Origin of the sequence: Streptomyces sp. ASQP_92 (assembly GCF_025399895.1) — a bacterium.
Classification (GTDB): Bacteria; Actinomycetota; Actinomycetes; order Streptomycetales; family Streptomycetaceae; genus Streptomyces.
Genome location: NZ_JAODUA010000004.1, coordinates 306,057 through 324,342, shown reverse-complemented (window position 1 = coordinate 324,342; position 18,286 = coordinate 306,057). Strand labels below are relative to the sequence as shown.

General features: G+C 71.8%; 13 protein-coding genes. All 13 read right to left on the bottom strand.

The window, feature by feature from the left end; translation table 11 throughout:
• Position 1 precedes the first annotated feature (1 nt).
• Genes N4G70_RS13425 through N4G70_RS13365 form a run of 13 tightly spaced genes read right to left on the bottom strand, consistent with a single transcriptional unit; the run spans position 2 to position 18,272 of the window.
• The gene (locus N4G70_RS13425; RefSeq protein ID WP_261712822.1) at positions 2 to 649 is read right to left on the bottom strand and encodes a PIG-L deacetylase family protein; all 648 of its coding nucleotides are present in this window, start codon (positions 647 to 649) and stop codon (positions 2 to 4) included.
• Entirely contained in the window at positions 646 to 1,455 is an 810-nt protein-coding gene (locus N4G70_RS13420; protein WP_261712821.1) for a glucose-1-phosphate cytidylyltransferase, read from the bottom strand. Before N4G70_RS13420 ends, N4G70_RS13425 begins: the two co-directional genes overlap by 4 nt.
• Positions 1,452 to 2,687, bottom strand: coding sequence for a class I SAM-dependent methyltransferase (locus tag N4G70_RS13415; RefSeq protein ID WP_261712820.1), 1,236 nt, complete (start codon positions 2,685 to 2,687; stop codon positions 1,452 to 1,454). Before N4G70_RS13415 ends, N4G70_RS13420 begins: the two co-directional genes overlap by 4 nt.
• Complete coding sequence (locus tag N4G70_RS13410) at positions 2,684 to 3,892, bottom strand: glycosyltransferase (protein ID WP_261712819.1); 1,209 nt, start codon at positions 3,890 to 3,892, stop codon at positions 2,684 to 2,686. Before N4G70_RS13410 ends, N4G70_RS13415 begins: the two co-directional genes overlap by 4 nt.
• An 8-nt stretch (positions 3,893 to 3,900) precedes the next feature.
• Entirely contained in the window at positions 3,901 to 5,178 is a 1,278-nt protein-coding gene (locus N4G70_RS13405; protein WP_261712818.1) for an O-antigen ligase domain-containing protein, read from the bottom strand.
• A 1-nt stretch (position 5,179) separates the two neighbouring features.
• A complete protein-coding gene (locus tag N4G70_RS13400) occupies positions 5,180 to 6,718 on the bottom strand; it encodes a right-handed parallel beta-helix repeat-containing protein (protein WP_261712817.1) in 1,539 nt (512 codons plus the stop codon).
• Positions 6,715 to 8,643, bottom strand: a complete 1,929-nt coding sequence (locus N4G70_RS13395; RefSeq protein WP_399035363.1) for an alginate lyase family protein — start codon at positions 8,641 to 8,643, stop codon at positions 6,715 to 6,717. The genes N4G70_RS13400 and N4G70_RS13395 overlap by 4 nt, the downstream gene beginning before the upstream one ends.
• Before the next feature lie 38 nt (positions 8,644 to 8,681).
• Positions 8,682 to 10,862, bottom strand: coding sequence for a bi-domain-containing oxidoreductase (locus tag N4G70_RS13390; protein WP_261712816.1), 2,181 nt, complete (start codon positions 10,860 to 10,862; stop codon positions 8,682 to 8,684).
• Entirely contained in the window at positions 10,859 to 12,826 is a 1,968-nt protein-coding gene (asnB, locus tag N4G70_RS13385; protein WP_261712815.1) for an asparagine synthase (glutamine-hydrolyzing), read from the bottom strand. Before asnB ends, N4G70_RS13390 begins: the two co-directional genes overlap by 4 nt.
• Positions 12,827 to 12,828: 2 nt before the next feature.
• Positions 12,829 to 14,349, bottom strand: a complete 1,521-nt coding sequence (locus tag N4G70_RS13380) for a Wzz/FepE/Etk N-terminal domain-containing protein (protein WP_261712814.1) — start codon at positions 14,347 to 14,349, stop codon at positions 12,829 to 12,831.
• A complete protein-coding gene (locus N4G70_RS13375) occupies positions 14,346 to 15,704 on the bottom strand; it encodes a Wzz/FepE/Etk N-terminal domain-containing protein (protein ID WP_261712813.1) in 1,359 nt (452 codons plus the stop codon). The genes N4G70_RS13380 and N4G70_RS13375 overlap by 4 nt, the downstream gene beginning before the upstream one ends.
• Entirely contained in the window at positions 15,701 to 17,002 is a 1,302-nt protein-coding gene (locus N4G70_RS13370; RefSeq protein WP_399035282.1) for a glycosyltransferase family 4 protein, read from the bottom strand. The genes N4G70_RS13375 and N4G70_RS13370 overlap by 4 nt, the downstream gene beginning before the upstream one ends.
• Positions 16,959 to 18,272, bottom strand: a complete 1,314-nt coding sequence (locus N4G70_RS13365; protein ID WP_261712811.1) for a nucleotide sugar dehydrogenase — start codon at positions 18,270 to 18,272, stop codon at positions 16,959 to 16,961. Before N4G70_RS13365 ends, N4G70_RS13370 begins: the two co-directional genes overlap by 44 nt.
• Between the last annotated feature and the right edge of the window lie 14 nt (positions 18,273 to 18,286).

Sequence of the window (18,286 nt, the reverse complement as noted above, 5' to 3'; positions counted from 1 at the left end):
TTCAATCCCCCAGATCGAGAACGAGTTTGGTGACGGCGAACGCCTCGGCATAGCGCTCATGGCATTCGATGCCGCGGATCCGGGCAAGACCGAGGAAGGCCTCCCGGTCGAACCAGGGCCGGTGCCGCTGCGAGGGGTAGTGCTCCGACAGCAGCGCCGCCTTGCATTCCGCGACCTGCGGTGTCAGCGGCTGGTAGGCCGTGGGACGGCCGAGGTCGCCGTCCCACTTGACGATCTCGTAGCCGAGCACCAGATGGTCACGGAAGGCGGTCGTCAGGAGCTTCGCCAGGCCCCGGTGGTCCTGGTGCGCGTCATCGGTGCGGGGGGCGAGGACCAGATCGGGCTCGGTCCGCGAGCGCAGTTCCTCGACCGCGGCCTTGGCCTCGTCCCAGTGCGCCGGCAGCCGTCCGTCCGGCAGCTTGAGGACGGTCACATCTACGTCCGCGCCGGGGCAGAAGGCGTCGAGCGCGGCCCGCTCCTCCTGCTCCCGCTCGCTGCCGCCGCCGGACAGCACCAGGGCGTCGACGCGGATGCCCGGCCGGGCGAGGCACAGCGCGAGGAGCGTGCCGCCGGCGCCGATGGCGATGTCGTCGCAGTGCGCGCCCACCGCGACGAGCCGTTCCGGGCGCCCGGCGCCGAGCCGGATCAACGGGTCCCCGCCTCGATGCCCGCTGCCGCGCCGTCACGTTCCCACACGGCCCAGGGACGCTCGCCCCGGGCGTAGGCGGCGTCGAGCGCGGCCCGCTCCTTCACGGTGTCGGTCGGCTTCCAGAAACCGCGGTGCTGGTGGGCCACCAGCCGTCCCCGCTTGGCCAGTTGGGCACAGCCGTCGGCCACCAGGTCCCCGCCCTCGGGGATGTGGTCGAACACCTCCTGGCGCAGCACGAAGTAGCCGCCGTTCTCCCACAGCGGCAGTTCGCTCACCGCGGTGATGCCTCCGACCAGGCCGTCCTCGCCCAACTCCACACAGTGGAACGAGGACTGCGGCGGCACCACCATCATCGACGCACCGGCGTCGCGGCGTGAGAACCGGTCGATCATCTGCGGCAGCGGCGCGTCGGTGAGCACATCGGCGTAATTGGCGAGGAACATCTCGTCGCCGTCCAGGTGGTGGCGCACCCGGCGCAACCGCTCCCCGATCGGCGATTCGATGCCGGTCTGCGCGAAGGTGATCGTCCAAGAGGAGATGTCGGTGGACAGCAGCTCGGTCTGCCCGCCGCGCAGCACGAAGTCGTTGGACGTCGTCTCCTCGTAGTTGAGGAAGAAGTCCTTGATGTGATGGGCCCCGTAGCCGAGGCACAGGATGAACTCCGTGTGCCCGTAGTAGGCGTAGTAGCGCATGACATGCCAGATCAGCGGCCTCGGGCCGACCATGGCCATCGGCTTGGGCATGTCGTCGGAGGCGCCGTGGCGCATGCGCAGCCCATAACCGCCGCAGAACAGAACGACCTTCATGGCGTGACCTCGACAATGCTCAGTTCCGGGATGGGGAAGACCAGCCGGCCGCCCCAGGCGCCGACGAAGGAGAGTTGCTCGACCAGCTCGGCCCGCAGGTTCCAGGGCAGGACCAGGACGTAGTCGGGCCGGTCGATGCCGATCTGCTCGGGCGGCAGGATCGGGATGCGGGTGCCGGGCGTGAACCTGCCGTGCTTGTACGGGTTGCGGTCGACCGTGTACGGGAGCAGGTCGGGCCGGATGCCGCAGTGGTTGAGCAGGGTGTTGCCCTTGCCCGGGGCTCCGTAGCCGACGACCGTCTCACCGCGCTCGGCCGCCTCGATGAGGAACCGCAGCAGATCCCGGCGCACCTTGGCGACGCGGGCGGAGAACTCGCCGTAGCCGGACAGCTCCTGGAGCCCGGCGGCCTTCTCGCGGGCCAGCACATCGGCGACCGCCGGGGACGGCTCCCCGGCCGCTTCGGCGGGCCGGGCCCACAGCCGGATGGATCCCCCGTGCGTGGGCAGCAACTCGACGTCCACGAGCGCGAGTCCACCGCTGGCCAGGGCCCGGATCGCGGACGCGACCGTGTAGTACTGGAAGTGCTCGTGGTAGATGGTGTCGTACTGGTTCTCCTCCATCAGGGTCAGCAGGTGCTGGACCTCGATGGAGACCCAGCCGTCGTCGGCCACCAGAGCGCGCAGCCCCCGCGTGAACCCGACGACATCGGGGATGTGCGCGTACACGTTGTTGGCCACGACCAGGTCCGCGGGGCCGTGTTCGGCGCGGACGGCGGCGCCGGTCGCCGGCGCGAGGAACTCCGTGAGCGTGGGCACGCCCGCGTCCCGCGCCGCGGCGCCGACGTTCACCGACGGTTCGATGCCGAGGCAGCGGACCCCCCGGTCCACCAGGTGCTTCAGCAGATATCCGTCGTTGCTGGCGACCTCGACCACGAAGGAGTCGGCGCCAAGAGCGAGGCGCCGCACGGCATCGTTGACGAAGGTGCGCGCGTGCTCCACCCAGGACGTCGAGTACGAGGAGAAGTACGCGTACTGCGTGAACGTCTCCTCCGGCGTGATCAGCGGCGGGATCTGCGCCAACCAGCAGTCGGTGCAGACCCGCAGGTGCAGCGGGTACGCGGGCTCGGCCCGGTCCAGTTCGTCCGCGGCGAGAAAGCTCTCGCACGGTGGTGTCGCCCCGAGATCGACGACGCTTGCCAGCGCCGTCGAGCCGCAGAGTCGGCATCGTGTCATGTGCTGCCCCCCATGCGTTCCGACCGTCCCGCGATCGCGGTGCGGTACTCCTCCAGCAGGCGCTCCAGCCCGACGGCCGGGCCGAAATCCCGCTCGTAACGGCGCCGGGCCGCCCGGCCCATCTCCCGGTTGCGGGACGGCTCGGCGGTGATGCGGCGCAGACAGGACGCGAGCGAGGCGGCCTCGCCCGGCCGGTGCAGCAGCCCGGCCACGCCGTCCTCGACGAGCTCGACGAAGGCGCCGTGACCGGCGGCGACGGCGGGGACCCCCGCCGCCATCGCCTCCACGACCACCAGGCCGAACGCCTCCTGCCAGGTCGAGGGAGCCACCACCGCGACCGCTCGCGCGATGGCCTGTCGGCACTGGGCCGGGTCGTACAGGCCGACGTAGCGCACGTCGTCCCGGCCCGCCGCCCAGGCGGCGACCTCCCCCTCCAGCGGCCCGGCGCCGGCGACCACGAGTGGCACGCCCACACCGCCACCGGCGGCCAGCTCGTCCCAGGCGGCCATGAGCAGCGGTACGCCCTTGGTCTCCGCGAGCCGCCCCAGATACAGCAGGTGCTCGCCCGCGCCCGCCCGTCGAATGCCCGGCTCCGGCACGAAGTTGTGCTTCACCGCCAGCCGCTCGGAGGGCATGCCGGCCCGTACCAGGACGTCACGCTGGGCCGCGGAGATGCACAGGAAACGCTCCACGCCGGACCACCAGCGCCGCCGGTTGACCGCCAGGCTGACCGCGAGCGGCACCGTGGCGAGGCGGGAGCCGCGGTAACAGCCGTGCCGGACGGCGGGCAGCGGCGTCGCCCCGACGCACTCGGTGCAGGGGCGGCCGTCCCGGCGCAGCGTGCCGGGCGGGCACACCTGGGTGTAGTTGTGCAGCGTGGCGACGGCGGGCACCCGGGCATCCGCGCACGCGGCGAGGACCGCCGGGGACAGCAGCGGGAAGACGTTGTGGACGTGGACCACGTCCGGGTGTTCGCCGCGAAGCCGGGCGGAGAGCTCGGCGCGGACCGACGGATTCCAGGGCACACGGAGCGGCAGCGCCGCCTTGCCCAGCAGGGACAGGCCGGAGATGTCGTCGCTGCGCCGCTCGAACACCTCGACCCGGTGACCGGCCGCGCGCAGCAGCTCCACCTCCTGGTCGACGACGTTGTTCTCCCCACTCGGCTGCGCCGAGGAGTAGCGGTTGTGCACCACGAGAACGTGCATGGGCGCGGTCACCTCCGGTCCTCGGCCCAGCGCGGGACGCGTCGTCGCGGGCCGTGGGGCGTCGCGAGCGGCAGGGGCGTGGCCGGCGTCGCGAGCAGGGAGGCGGCCAGTGTCAGATGGAGCAGATACGGTGACGCGTCGCCGAGGCCGGCCTCGGTGTACGACGCGATCGCGCAGTAGCTGATCAGGAAGATCGCGCAGGCTCGTTCGAGGGACGGTGGCCGCAGCAGCGCGACCCCGGCGAGGACGAGCATGAGCGCGGCCACCAGGGCGATGCCGACCAGGCCCTGCTCGGTGTAGACGGCGAGCCAGCTGTTGTCGATCGGCAGGCCGCCGAACGACTTGTCGCCGAGGCCCACGCCGAACACCCGCTCCCCGGTCGTCCGGGGCGCCGCGAGCAGGGCGTCCCAGACCTTGGCCCGGCCGGTGAGGTTGGAGAAGTTCTCCTTGCTCTGCCCGCGCAGGAACCACGTCTGGAGCGCGGAGCTGAATCCGACCGCCGCCACCGCTGCGCACGGCACGGTCCAGGTGAACAGGCGGCGGGCGGCGGGACTGGTCATGACGAGCGAGCCGATGGCCAGGGCCAAGCCGATCAGCAGGCCGAGCGTCGCCGTCCGGGTGTGGGTCAGCGCGAGCAGGACGAGTGAGGGTATGACGACCACCAGCGCGCTGGTGCGGTCGGTGCGACGGCCAAGGACCAGCAGCACGGTGAGCCCGGTGATCACCGCGGCGTACTGGCCGATCTGCGGCGGTGTGAGCGGCCACAACGCGCCCACCAGCCGCCCCCCGTAGAGCCCGGGCAGCGCGGCGCCCGGCGAGACGGCCAGCCCCACGGCCACCGATCCGAGCACCGCGAAGTACATCCGGATGTGGGGCCTGACGAGCGTCATGCCGCCCCACCACCGGCTCAGCAGCCACAGCGTGCCGACGAAGAGGGCGAGCCGGAAGCACCGGAACAGGGCGCCGAACCCGGCCTCCAAATGCGCACTGGAGATCACGCTCGACACCAGCAGCATCGTGAGCAGGAACAGCGGGGCACTGGCGCGCACCCGCAGGCGCGGATTGAGCGCCAGCGCCAGCGCGAACGCGGCGACCAGTGAACCCATGGTGACCAGTTGGATGAGGGACCGGGGCAACGGGACGATGGTCACCGCCCCGGCGGAGCCGAGCGTGTTGAGGATCAGCAGCCCCCAGACCACCCCGACGAGCCTGGGCGGAGCGGCGGGGCGCGCCCCGGTGCCGGCGGATCCGTCCGTCGGCCCGCCGCCTCGCGGGTCCCCACCCATGTCAACCACCGGCCCGTGGCGCGAAGGTGCTGCCCGTGTCCTGCCGGTACGGCGTGCCCTGCCACTGCCCGGAGTCGAGCACCCGGCTCGGATCCTCGGCGACGAACTTCCACGGCCCGACATACACGTTGTTGTGCCAGCGGTTGTCCTGCTTGAGCGTGATCGCCTTGGCCACCCGCTCGCCCTGGTACGGCGACCAGTCCGGATAGGTGCCGTAGTTGGCGAGGAGCGCCATGCGGTCGCACTTCGCCGTGCACTTGACGACGGAGGGGTCCAGGACGAAGCGGTTGTCGTGGATGTCCACGCGCTGGGTCTTCCAGCGGCAGTCGGTGTAGAGCGGCGCGCTCGCGATCGCCGGGCGCGCACAGCGATCGGAGTGCGGCACCAGCAGCGTGCAGTCGCCGGACGAGGTGTTGGCCGGGCTGTTGCAGAACCGGTCGGCGTTCTCCCACAGGGTGATTCCGGACCAGTTGTTCTCCAGCGTGTTCCGGTAGATCTCGATCTTGTCCGTGCGGGCATGGACCCGCGGTTCCCCGCCGGACTCGGACAGGTAGACGGTCGGATAGGGGAAGGTGTCACCGCGGTCGGCAAACTTGCGGCCCTCGACCCAGTTGTTCCGCAGGAAGGAGTTGTCGCGGATGACCGCGTTGTAACTGGTCTCGTAGATCAGCGCGGCACCGTCGTTGGCCTCGACCACGTTGTTCTCGATGCGGAAGTCGTTGTTGTTGGTGTCCGCCCACAATCCGGTGCCGCGGTTGTCGTGCACCCAATTACCGTGCAGATCGGCGCCGTTGACCGCCCAGAACTTGACGCCGCCCGTGCAGCCGCAGCCGGGGCTGCGTCGCTCCCAGTCGTCGGTGTTGTTGCCCACGATCTCGTTGCCGTCCAGCACCAGGCCGGTGAGGGTGGCGCCGGTCTTGTAGGCGTTCATGCCGTACTGCCCGTTGCCGCGCAGACAGCTCGTCCGGACCTGCTGGCGGACTCCGGCCATCAGGCCCGCGCCGGAGTTGTTCTGGATCGTGGTGTGCTCGATGACCCACCCGTCGGCCGAGTCGTGATTGACCACGCCCTCGTTCTGCGGCGCGACGAAACCCTGCACGGTCACAAAGCGGAGGGAGACGTCGCGGGCCGCGCCGCCGAACGCGTACTGATTGGTCTTGCGGCCGTCGAGCACCGCGCCCGGCGCGCCGAGGTAGCTGTCCCCGTCCTTGGGGATGACCTGGGCATAGCGGTCCGGTTCCAGCCGGTGCGTGCCGGAGGCGAGCCAGAACGTGCTGTTCGGGGGGCTGCTCTTGGTCTTGGCGGCGAGGTCGCCGACCACCGCGGGATCGACCGGCACCGCGCCCGCCGGAGCCTTCGCCGGGCCGGCCGGCGCCTTGGCGCAGACCCGGGCCACGGACAGGGAGGGCGCACCGGACGCGGCGGAGGTACCGGTCGCTTTCGTCGGCTCGTCCGGTGTACTCGTACAGGCGGTCGTCGCGAGCAGGACCAGCACCAGCGGCGCCGCCGACCGTGCCCACCGCCGCCACTCGATCCTCACGAGGCCCCCCGGCCGTGGAACCCGAGGACGGTGGCGAACCTCTGTGAGCCGTCGGCGAAGCCGGTGCCGATCAGGGTGGTCGAGGGTTCCTTGCGCCCGAAACCCAGGGAGTACCAGCCCAGCGGGGGATCGCTCTCGCCGCGATGCGCTCGCCAGGAGAGCTGTTCCGGCAGGTCGAGCGTCGCGGAGCGCCCCTCACCGTCCCGGGTCCAGGTGAGCACCGCCCGGTTTCCCGACAGGTCCGCGGTGATCAGCGGGCCGAGATGGAACGCCAGACGCATAGCCCGGCGCGGGCCCCGCACCTCGTCCACGATCCGCAACTCCCGCTCCCCGTCGGCTAGTTCGGCCCGGCGGCGGTGCACGGAGCCCCGGTAGCCGTCGTGCTCGGCACACCAGCGGACCACTCCCGTATCGGAGGTGTCCAGGCCCAGGACGCGGCTGCGGGCGTGCCGGGTCCACAGGAACGGGCCACCGGAGACGGACTGGTCGGCGCCGTCCAGTTGCAGGGTGTTGTGGCCGAGGGTCGAGCGGAAGTAGCGCCGCCACTCGGGCTGTCCGTGGTAGCAGAACGTGCCCGGGTCGGCGAGCACGTCGACGCCGTCGTGCCGGACCTCCACGGACAGCGCGTCCGCGTGGGCATGGGCGGCGATGGACAGGAAGCCGTGCGGGCCGCCGTCGCAGCGGCACCAGATCTCGCCAGGACCGCGCAGGATGGTCAGGCCCGCGTCGGGGAAGTGGTCGGGCCGGGTCGACGGACGGGCCGCGGCCGGCGCGGTCGTTTTCGACCGGCGCGGCCGGATGAGCGCGGCGAGCAGCGGGGTGCGCACATCGGTGCCGGTGACCGTCGGCCACCAGTCGAGCCGGCCGAACACGGCCTCGCCGGTGGCCAGCAGGGAGGCCCAGCGGTCGGTGCCCGCGCCGTCCACGACCAGACCGTGGCCGTCGTCCGCGTCGCCCTGGCGCGGCGGCCGCAGCCGGCTGTCCACGACGGCCGCGAGCGCGTCGGTCATCCGCAGCAGCACATCGCGGACGGAGCCGGGGACCGGCACACCGGACGCGTCCGCCTCGGCCACCGCGGCCAGACCCAGTTCCAGGACGAGACCGTGGTACTCGGTGGCCAGTTCGCGATTGAGGCCGGAGTCGAAGGTGTTGGCCCGCAGATGCCGTTCGAGGGACCGGAGCGCGCCGAACCGCCAGCGCGCCGAGGTGGGGAACCACGGGAACGCGCAGGCCGCCGCGAACTGCCCGGCCGCCTCGGCGATGACGTGGTTGTTGGCCGAGGACCCCCGGCTGGGAAAGGCGGCGAGCCAGCGCTGATGGTGCCAGACCTGCTCCACCGCCACCGGGTTGTTCTCGAACAGCGCGGGCGCGCCCTGCCAGCCATTAAGCAGCCGGCGGATCCACACCCAGGAGAGGAGCCGGATGCCCAGCTCGATACCGCTGATCCAGTGCACGCCGCGCAAGGGCGGGTTGACCGACCACCACGACCGCAGGTGCTGGGCAACGCGCTCGGCGTACCGGTCCTCCCCGGTGATCGCGTAGGCGGCGGCGAGCACCGTCAGATACTGGTGCCGGGACAGCTCCCAGATCTGCTTGATGTCCCCGACCGCGCTCTCGTCGCGGTACGGCACGTCGAAGGCGTAGCCGTGCCCGGCCCGGCGCCCCGTCTTCGGGTCGTACCACCAGTCCGGGTCGACCAGGTCGTCGCGGGCCACCCCGAAGTACGCGACGTGCCCGGCCATCAGCCGGTCCGCCTCGACGACCAGACGCTTCGCCGCGTCCGGCGGCACGGCGAAGGCCGCCCCCGCGGGCAGCGCTGTGCGGAACCGGCAGCCGGTCGTACGGGGGCAGTCGGGCAGCGCCGACCGCCAGCGCCGCCTGCGCGCCGCGTCGCCCGCCCGGCCCCAGATCTCCCGCGGCCCCATCCGGGACAGGCGCCGCAGATACCAGCTCGCGCCCAGGGTCACCGCGTGCTCGCCAACGTCACGGGCGTACCGCACGCAAGGCCGGTCCGTACGGCGAGAGTGGCGGTCGTGGTGGCGACGAGCGATTCCAGCGGCACCGGCATCGGACCACCGGTGCGCACCGCCCGCACGAACGCCGCCAGCTCGGCCGACTGGCCCTTGTCGCGCGCCTTGGGCAGCCGCGAACTGACCCAGCGCTTGCCGCCGTACACCGAGGCACGTACGAAGTCGTCGAGCCGCAGCACCTTGCCGTCCGCGATCAGATCCAGCGTCTCCTTGGGGAAGCCGGGCGCGCCGGTGGTGACGTAGCTGATGGTGGCGGTCGATGCGTCCGGGTAGCGCAGCACGACCTGGAGGTCGTCGCCGCCGGAGGTCTCGAGCGCGTACACCGAGACGGGATCGGCCCCGAGCAGCCAGCTCGCCGTGTCGATGAAGTGGCCGCCCTCACCCGTGAACCGCGAGCCCTCGGAGCCCTGTTGGAGGTACCAGCTGCCCTGGTGCAGCCGGCCCGCGTTGACCAGGTAGCGCAGGCTCGCCGGGCCGGTGCGGGTACCGAACCGCTGCCGTGCCTCCCGCAGCAGGGGCGCGAAGCGGCGGTTGAAGCCGACCTGCAACCGGTCGTTGCCGGACTCCTCCACCGCCGCGAGCACGCGGGCGAGCTCCTCCTCGGTGAGCGCCAGCGGCTTCTCCACGAAGACCGCCTTGCCGGCGAGCAGCGCCTTCCGCGTCAGCTCGGCGTGCGAGCTGTGCCGGGTGACCACGAACACCGCGTCGATGGCCGGGTCGCCGAGCACGGCGTCCAGATCGGTGGTGGCCCCGGCGAAGCCGAACTTGCGCTGCGCGTTGGCCGCGGACAGCGCGGTCATGGTGACGACCGTCGACAACTCGACGCCGTCGCGCCGGGTCAGGTGCGGCAGCAGCATCGACGTCGCGTAGGTGCCCGCGCCGACGAACGCGAGCCGCACCGGCCCGGTGGCGGCCCGGGTCGGGGCGGCGGCGTCGGCGCGGCGTCGTACCGAGGGCACCGCCGCCGTCGGGGCGCCCGCCTCGGCCGCGTGGCCTGGGTAGCGGAACAGCACGGCCACGGCTTTCAGATCGCCGTCCTTCAGACGCCGGTACGTCGAGACGGCGTCGGCGAAGTCGGCCGTGTGGGAGACCAGGGGCTCCACGTCGACCCGGCCCCGGGACAGCAGGTCGAGGAAGCACGCCAGGTTGCGCCGCTCGGTCCAGCGGACGTAGCCGATCGGGTAGTCCCGCCCGTCCAGCTCGTACTCCGGGTCGTAGCGCCCGGGACCGTAACTGCGGGAGAACCGGACGTCGAGTTCCTTCTCGTAGTACGCGTTCCACGGCAGGTCGAGGCGGCACTTGCCGATGTCGACGACCCGGCCGCGGTCCCGGCACAGCCGCGCGGCCAGCTCGACGGGCTGGTTGCTCGCGCCGCCGGCGGCCAGATAGACCTGGTCCACGCCATGGCCTCCGGTGAGCTCGGCGACGGCGACCTCGACGGCAGCGGACGCGGGATCCCCGCAGGCCACGGCCCCCGTGCGTTCGGCGAGCTCACAGCGCGCCGGGTCGGGGTCGGCCCCCACGACCCGGACTCCCGAGGCGGCCAGGAGCTGCACCACCAGCTGCCCGATCAGACCGAGACCGATGACGAGGGCCACGTCGCCGAGTTGCGGCTCGCCGCGCCGGACGCCCTGCAACGCGATCGACCCGACGGTGGCGAAGGCCGCGTGCCGCGGCGCGAGACCGTCCGGCACCGGGGTGAAGAGGTTCTTCGGCACCCAGTTCAGCTCGGCGTGCAGCGCGTGCTCGTTCCCGGCGCAGGCGACCAGGTCGCCGACCTTCACCTCGTCGATGCCGGCGCCGACCTGCTCGACCACCCCGCACAGCGAATAGCCCAGTGGCGTATAGGAGTCCAGCTTCCCCATCACCTTGCGGTAGGTGGCGGGCACCCCGTTGGTGGCCACGCTCTGCATGACCTTGGCCACCTGGTCCGGGCGGGAGCGGGCCTTGCCCAGCATCGACATGCCGGCCTCGGACACCTTCATGAGCTCGGTCCCGGTGGATATCAGCGAGTAGGCGCTGCGCACCAGCACACCGCCCGGCTTGCACCCCGGCACCGGCACGTCGAGCACCGCCAGCTCGCCGCTCTTGTAGTTCTGCACTACCTGTTTCACCCAAGTCCCCTTGTTCCTATGCCGTCTTGCGTGCCCGCCGCGCGCGTGCTCCCACCGGAACCGGAGGTCGCCTCGCGGTACCAGTGCTCCAGGGTCAGCACATGCCACAGATGCTTGGAGTAGTCCCGCTGCCCGGCGGCGTCCTGGGCGACCATCCGCGCCAGCGCGTCGCGGCGCAGCAACCCGGAACGCACGAGCACCCCGTCGTGCACCACCTCACGCACCAGCGGCGCAAGATCCCGGCTCATCCACGCGCGCAAGGGGGCGCTGAACAGGCCCTTGGGCCGGTGGACGATCTCCCGGGGCAGGATCGAGCCGGCCGCTTCCTTGAGGACGGCCTTGCTCTGCCGCCCCACGATCTTGCGGTCGCCCGGGATCGCGAACGCCGCCTTCACCACCTCGACGTCCACATAGGGCACCCGCACCTCCGTCGAGGCGGCCATGCTCGACCGGTCGGTGTACGCGAGGTTCAGGCCCGGCAGGAACATCCGTGTGTCGCCCAGGCACATGCGGTTGACGAAGTCGTCGAGGTCGTTGTCCTGATAGACGTCCGCGTGCTCGGTCAGCACGTCCTGCACGGCCCCGGAGAGGTCCGGATTGACCAGCGCGAGCAACTCCTCCTGGTCGTACAGGGTGTAGCTGCGTCTGAAGGCGGTCTCCTCCGGCAGGTCGGCGAAGGAGAGGAACCGCTTCGCGAAGCGCACCGACCGGTATCCCCTGCGGGAGGTGGCGACCGGAAGCCGGTCCACGACCGAGGACAGCCCGCGCCGCAGGGGCCGCGGGACCCGTTGGTAGCGCAGCGCCAGCACATTGGCCAGGTGCTTGCGATACCCGGCGAACAGCTCGTCGGCCCCCATCCCCGACAGCATCACCTTGACCCCGGCCTCCCGCGCTGCCGAGCAGATGAGGAAGGTGTTGATCGCCGCGGGGTCACCGATCGGCTCGTCCAGGTGGTACGTCATGCGCGGCAGCAGGTCGAGCACGTTCGGAGCGATCTCGATCTCGTGCAGCTCGACGCCGAACCGCTCGGCGACCTGACGGGCGTACCGCAGATCGTCCGGCATCGCCTCGAACTTGGCGTCCTCGGCGCGGAACCCGATCGTGTAGGCGGAGATCCCGGGCTGGTGGCGGCTGGCCAGCGCGGTGAGGAGACTGGAGTCGAGACCGCCGGACAGGAAGGTCGCCACCGGCACGTCCGAGAGCAGGTGCCGCCGCGTCGACTCCTCGACCACGGCGGCCAGGTCCGGCCGCTCACCGGCCAGGGCCCGCTCGCGCCCTTCCGCGGCCACGTCCCTCAGGTTCCAGAACCGGCCGCGCTCCACCCGCCCGTCGGGACGGCACCTCAGCCAGCTCCCCGGCGGCACCTTCTCCACCTCGCGAAACGCACAGCGCGAATCCGGCACCCAGTAGTACAGGAGCGAGGCCACCAGGGCCGTGTGATCCACCTCGAGGCGGGCGCCGTCCACGGCGGCGAGCGCCTTGAGCTCGGAGGCGAACACGAGGCCCGCCCCGCGCCGGAGCAGGAACAGCGGCTTGACGCCGAGCTGGTCGCGGGCGAGCACCAGCTCACCGGTCCGCTCGTCGAAGACCGCGAACGCGAACATGCCGCGCAGCCGGGGCAGGCAGTCCGTGCCCCAGTGCCGCCAGGCCTCCAGCAACACCTCGGTGTCGGAGGTGCCGCGGAAGCGGACCCCCTTGGCCGTCAACTCGGCACGCAATTCAGGTGAGTTGTACAGCTCGCCGTTGTACGTCAGGGCCAGGCCGCCCGACACCATGGGCTGGGCGCCGGTCTCGGACAGGTCGAGGATGGCGAGCCGGCGGTGCCCCAGGTGCACCTCGCCGTCCCCCAGGGGATGGCTGTAGCGGCCGGCGCCGTCCGGACCGCGATGGGTGAGGACGTCCGTGAGCCGGTCGGTCACGAGCTTCCCGTCCGGCCACCGGTACGTGCCTGCGATGCCACACATGTCTAGCCCGCCTCCTGGTCGCTGTCCGGGACCCGTACCGGCGGTGTCGCCGTCCGCTCCGCGCGCGGCGGTCCCGTCCCGTTGCGCCGCGCCAGCCGCTCGTGATGGCCGCGCAGCGCGGTGTACAGCCCGTCCCACAGCGTGCCGTCGGTGCGGTCCCGCGGATCCGGGTCGACCACCACCACACCGATCACCGGGATGCGCTGGTCCGTGAGTTGTCGCGCCACGGTGTGCAGCCACGCGGCTCCGGCGTGCCCGGCGCGCACCACGAGTACGGTCTGGGCACCGAGGTGGGGCAGGTCCAGCCATGCCGTCCCGGGCGCGACCGAGCCGACGCCGAGCCGGCGCGTCCGCTGAGCCAGGCCCGAGGCGTCCTCGCCGCTCACCACGGCCGGATCTCCCGGTTCCCGAGGGATCGCGGCGAGCTCGGGGCCGGGCAGACCGTCGATGACGGCCACCGGCCCGTCCACCGCCAGCGCCCTGGCGACGTTCAGGGCGATCAGGCTCGTGCTGTGCGCACAGCCCAGTTCCAGGAGCGAGACCGGTTCCCCGGCGCCGCGCACGGCCCGGACCACGGTCGCGGTCAGTCGTTCCTCCGCCGTCCGGCCCGGTCGGCGCCGCCACCGCCTGCCCGTGCGGCGGGGCAGCTCGGCGATGACCGAGGCGCCCAGATTCGCGGCGATCTCCCTACGCAGCACGGGACGATCCGCGACCACCGATCCGACGGCCGCGAGGGCGAGCCCCAGGACGAGCCCGAGGACGAGCCCGATCGCGGCGTCGGTCAGCGCCGCCTTCGGCACCGAGTGCGGCACCGCGCGGGGGGCGTCCACGATCTGGGTGCCGGCGACCAGCTTGGGCATTCCGGTGCGGGCCTCCGCGGCGCGCTGGTCGAAATCGGTGATGCGCGAGCTGAGTTCGGCGCGGTGCGCGAAGAGCGACTCGATGCTCGCCGACGCCTTCGGATCGTTGCCCGGCGCCCGGGTCCCGATCTCCTTGTTGACCTGGGCCAGTTCGCTTCGCATACGGTCCCGCTGGTCGAGCAGCGCCTTGGCCTCGGCGTCCGAGGCCGCCTTCATCCGCTGCGCGTGGTCGGCTATGAAAGCGTCCGCCAGCGCCTTGGCGCGCGCCACCGCCTGCGCGTCGCCGGCGCCCGTCACGGTGATTTGCAGCAGGTTGTTGGTCAGGCCGGTGGCCGTGTAGTCCCCCATGAAGTCCTCGGCGCGGAGAGGGGAGTTGAGGGCTTTCAGGGCCGCGCCGGCGATCCGGGTGGTGCCGAGGAGCGCGACATCGGTACGGATGAGCGTGCCCGGGTCGTTGGGCTGGTCGCTCTCGTGCGCGACGAGCACCTTGGTGACCGCGGTCGGCGGCGGCTTCAGCAGGACCGCCACCGCCGCGCCGAGCAGCAGCCCGAGCAGTGCCATGGAACACCACAGGCGACGGCGCCTGCGGACCGCCGCGATCAGCGCGTGCAGGTCGAGGAGCGGAACGGCTGCCGACGACTCCGGCGTCTTGCTCGTCGTCACACAGAACCCCCCGCCGCGTGCTGGCGAACCGCGAGCTCGGGGGCTCGGTGATCCGGTGGCTGAGCGGCCGACGGGGCCCGGACCGGACCGGCGACCACGACACCGACGAGGGCATGCCCGCCGTCCGTACACGCCCCGGCGATGTCCGCGAGCTCCTCCGCGCTGCGGCTGCCCGCGCTCAGCACGACCAGGGCGCCGGACTCGGTGTCCCGGTCCGGCACCATCGGCTGGGACACCGAGACCTCCACCATCCGCAGCAGCGGGTCACTCCCGGACTCGATGACGAGATGCTCCGCGGCCCGGCGGGCGACGTCGTCCCCGCCCGACACGACCACCAACAGACGCTTCGCCGAAGGCAGTTGACGGCGCAGATGAGCGCAGATCCGCCGGTAGCGAATCCGTAGTTCGGCCTCGCCGGCCCACGTCCGAGGGATCGCGATGTCCCATCGGGTGTCGAGGCCGAGGAGCCGGCCGACCCGAGCCCTCGCCCCCCGTCCTCGGGGCCGGTGCGCGGGACGTTCCTGGGGTACGTCGACCGTCCCCAGCAGCGATGAGCCGAGCGCGGCGGTGATCTCCGCGGGCGTACGCAGTCGGCGGTTCATCCGCGCGGCGGCGAGATGGCCGGCGACCGCGAGCAGAAGGAACAACAGCGCCCCGACGATGACAAGTTGCGTTCTGGTCGGCGCCGCCGGGGCGCTCGGGCGGGCCGCGGGACCCATGACGACCATGCCGGCCTTGCTGGCCGTCTGGTCGGCCAACTCCAGCTTCTTCATGGCCTCCTGAAGCCCGGCGCGCAGTTTCTCCAGATCGGTGCGCGCCTGCACGCTCTCCACGGTCTGGCCGGGATCGGCCGCCCTGGCGAGGTCGCTGATGTGCTGATTGGTCTCCGCGACCTGCTTGCGCAGGGCCTCGGGTCCCGATGTCGGGTCCGAGTCGGCGGTGCTGCCCGCGATCCGCGCGGCGAAGGAGACGAACTGCTGGGCCACCTGGTCGGAGAGTTGCTGCGCGCGCTGCGGGCGGTCCGCCGTGGCGGAGATCTTGATGATGTTCCCGTTGGAGGCCTGGGAGCTCACGGCGTTCCGCAACTCGCCCCGGCTGACGTCCGTCCAGCCGAGGGCGTCCGCCGCGCGGTCCACCACCGCCGAACTGGCCGCGATCTCCGACTGGGTCAACAGCTCGCGCTCCTCCCACTGTCCCGGCAGCAGGACCGACGCGGAGGCCGTGTAGCGCGGCGGAAACAGCAGCGAGGCGCCGAAGCCGGCGAGCGCGCCCACCACGGCGACGATGACCAGAAACCGCCGACGCCGACGGAGGATCCGCCCGATCGTGACCAGGCGTACGGTGTCATCGCTCAACGGCGCGGCCCTCTCCTTCGGCGGCCCGCCGGGGCGTCCGACGCCGGGACGGCGCGGTCGCGGCAGGCGGCCGCGTAGGCCGCGAGCAGTGAACGCTGGGAGTTCCGCCAGGAGAGCTCCCCGCCGATCCGCTCCTGGCCGATCTTCCCCATCCGGGCCCGCCGGTCCGGATCGTCGAGCAACTCCCCGATGAGCCGGGCGAATTCGGCCTCGTCGTTGGCGGGTGCGTAGACGGCGGCGTCACCGGCGGAGACCCGGGCCTCCTTGAGGTCGAACGAGACGATCGGCCGGCCCATCGCCATGTACTCCAGGACCTTGTTCATGGTCGACACGTCATTGAGCGGATTGCGCGGGTCGGGGGAGAGGCACACGTCCGCGGTGGAGAGATGGCGTACCAGATCGGCGTCCGGCACCCGCCCCGTGAACCGCACCTGTCCGCTGAGGCCGAGCCGCTCGGACAGCCCCACCATCGCGTCGAAGGCGTCACCGGCCCCGATGAACACCGCGTGCCAGTCGCTGCGTCCGAACTCGTCGCGCAGCTTCGCGAGGGCACGCAGGGCGTAGTCGACACCGTCCTGCGGGCCCATGACGCCGAGGTAGCACAGCAGATGCGGCTTCCCCCGCTTCAACTCCGGCTCGGGCGGCACCGGTTGGAAGCGGTCGCTCGCGGGGGCGCTGCGCACCACGAACACGTCCTGCGGCCGTCGGCCGCCGCGCTTCAGGGCCACGTCCCGGTAGCTCTCGTTGGTGGCGAGCACGACGTCCGCGGCCCGGTAGGTCAGCCGCTCCAGGGCGCACACGGCGCGGTAGAGCAGGTCCTCGCCGCGGTCGAACCGGGAGAGGTACAGCTCGGGCACCAGGTCGTGCTGGTCGAAGACGAACCGGGCGCCGCGCCGCTTGAGCCACAGGGCCGGCAGGAACAGCAGGTCGGGCGGGTTGCAGGCGTGGACCACGTCGACCGGGCCGACCCTGCGGGCAAGCCGGGCCGTGTGCCACAGCGCCGTTCCGTACTCCCGCAGATAGCCGGCCGGACCCCCGGTGGCCGCGCGCAGGGGATAGCGGTGGATCCGCACCCCATCGATCACTGCCTCGGCCTCCGTGTCCCGAGTCCGCCCCCGGGGACAGATGACGTCCACCGTCCAGCCCGCCTCGCGCAGCGTCGTGCACTCCTGCCACACCCGACGGTCGAACGGCACGGACAGGTTCTCCACCAGGACCAGCGCGCGCCGGCCCCGTCCCTCGCCCACCTTCGCGTCACCAGGCAAGGCCCACATACCCGGGTTCGGCGCGGCGCGCATCGGCGTCGGGCAGGCGGACGAGGTCGATGAGCACCGGGCCGCCGTGGGGCAGCGCGGCCAGCACGGCCGGGTCCCGGGTGCCGACCAGGCACACCTCGGCATGCTCAAGGACGTCGTCCACGGAGTTGGCCAGCAACTGGGCGAGGTGGGGCAGGCGCGTCTCGATGTACTCGCGGTTGGCGCCGATCAGCCGGGACAGGCTCACGTTGGCGTCGTAGATCCGCAGGTCGTATCCCCGCCCGAAGAGTCTCTCCGCCAACTCGACGAGCGGGCTCTCGCGCAGGTCGTCGGTGCCGGGTTTGAAGGACAGCCCGAACAGCCCCACCCGGCGTTTGCCGGTGCGCTCGACCAGCTCCACGGCCCGCTGGAGATGGTCGGAGTTGGAGGGCAGCACATGCGCGAGGATCGGCACCGACACGTCGGCCCGCCGCGCCGCGTGCACGAGGCTGCGCAGATCCTTGGGCAGGCACGAGCCGCCGAAGGCGAAGCCGGGACGCAGATAGGCCGGGCTGATGTTCAGCTTGCGGTCGGCGAGGAACACGTCCATCACCTCGTGCGAGTCCACCCCGAGCGCCCGGCACACCGCGCCCAGCTCGTTCGCGAAGCCTATTTTCAGGCCGTGGAACGCGTTGTCCGCGTACTTGATGGCCTCGGCCGTCGGGATCGGTACCCGGAACACCTCGCCGGGCAGCCCCTCGTACAGCGCCGCCACCGCGTCGCCGCTCGCCGGATCGAGCTCGCCGATGACGGTCTTGGGCGGGTCGAAGAAGTCCCGCACGCTCGTGCCCTCGCGCAGGAACTCCGGGTTGACCGCCACTCCGAAGCTCACCCCGGCCGTGCCGCCGACGTACTTCTCCAGGATGGGCACCAGCAGGTTCAGGCAGGTGCCCGGGAGCATGGTGCTGCGGAACACGATGGTCTGGTGTCCGCCCCGCTCGGCCAGTGCCGCGCCGATCTGTTCGGTGACCCGCTCCAAGTAGGTCGTGCACAGGCTGCCGTTGGGCTCCGACGGGGTGCCCACGCAGATCAGCGAGATCTCGCTGCCCATGATCGCTTCCCGCACGTCGCCGGTGGCGCGCAGCGTCCCGGCCCGCACCATGTCGGCGGTGAGCTCGGCGATCCGCTCCTCGACCACGGGTGCCTTGCCCTCGTTGACCAGGTCGACCTTGACCTGGTTCACGTCCACCCCGATGACCTCGTGCCCCACACTGGCCAGGCACGCGGCCGAGACACAGCCCACATAGCCGAGCCCGAAGACGCTGACCCTCATGTCTCGTCCCTCTC

Excerpts from the sequence above, each read along its gene's own strand:
- N4G70_RS13420 (WP_261712821.1), bottom strand. The coding sequence starts at position 1,455 with ATGAAGGTCGTTCTGTTCTGCGGCGGTTATGGGCTGCGCATGCGCCAC.
- N4G70_RS13415 (WP_261712820.1), bottom strand. The coding sequence starts at position 2,687 with ATGACACGATGCCGACTCTGCGGCTCGACGGCGCTGGCAAGCGTCGTC.
- N4G70_RS13410 (WP_261712819.1), bottom strand. The coding sequence starts at position 3,892 with ATGCACGTTCTCGTGGTGCACAACCGCTACTCCTCGGCGCAGCCGAGT.
- N4G70_RS13405 (WP_261712818.1), bottom strand. The coding sequence starts at position 5,178 with ATGGGTGGGGACCCGCGAGGCGGCGGGCCGACGGACGGATCCGCCGGC.
- N4G70_RS13395 (WP_399035363.1), bottom strand. The coding sequence starts at position 8,643 with ATGGGGCCGCGGGAGATCTGGGGCCGGGCGGGCGACGCGGCGCGCAGG.
- asnB (WP_261712815.1), bottom strand. The coding sequence starts at position 12,826 with ATGTGTGGCATCGCAGGCACGTACCGGTGGCCGGACGGGAAGCTCGTG.
- N4G70_RS13370 (WP_399035282.1), bottom strand. The coding sequence starts at position 17,002 with ATGCGCGCCGCGCCGAACCCGGGTATGTGGGCCTTGCCTGGTGACGCG.
- N4G70_RS13365 (WP_261712811.1), bottom strand. The coding sequence starts at position 18,272 with ATGAGGGTCAGCGTCTTCGGGCTCGGCTATGTGGGCTGTGTCTCGGCC.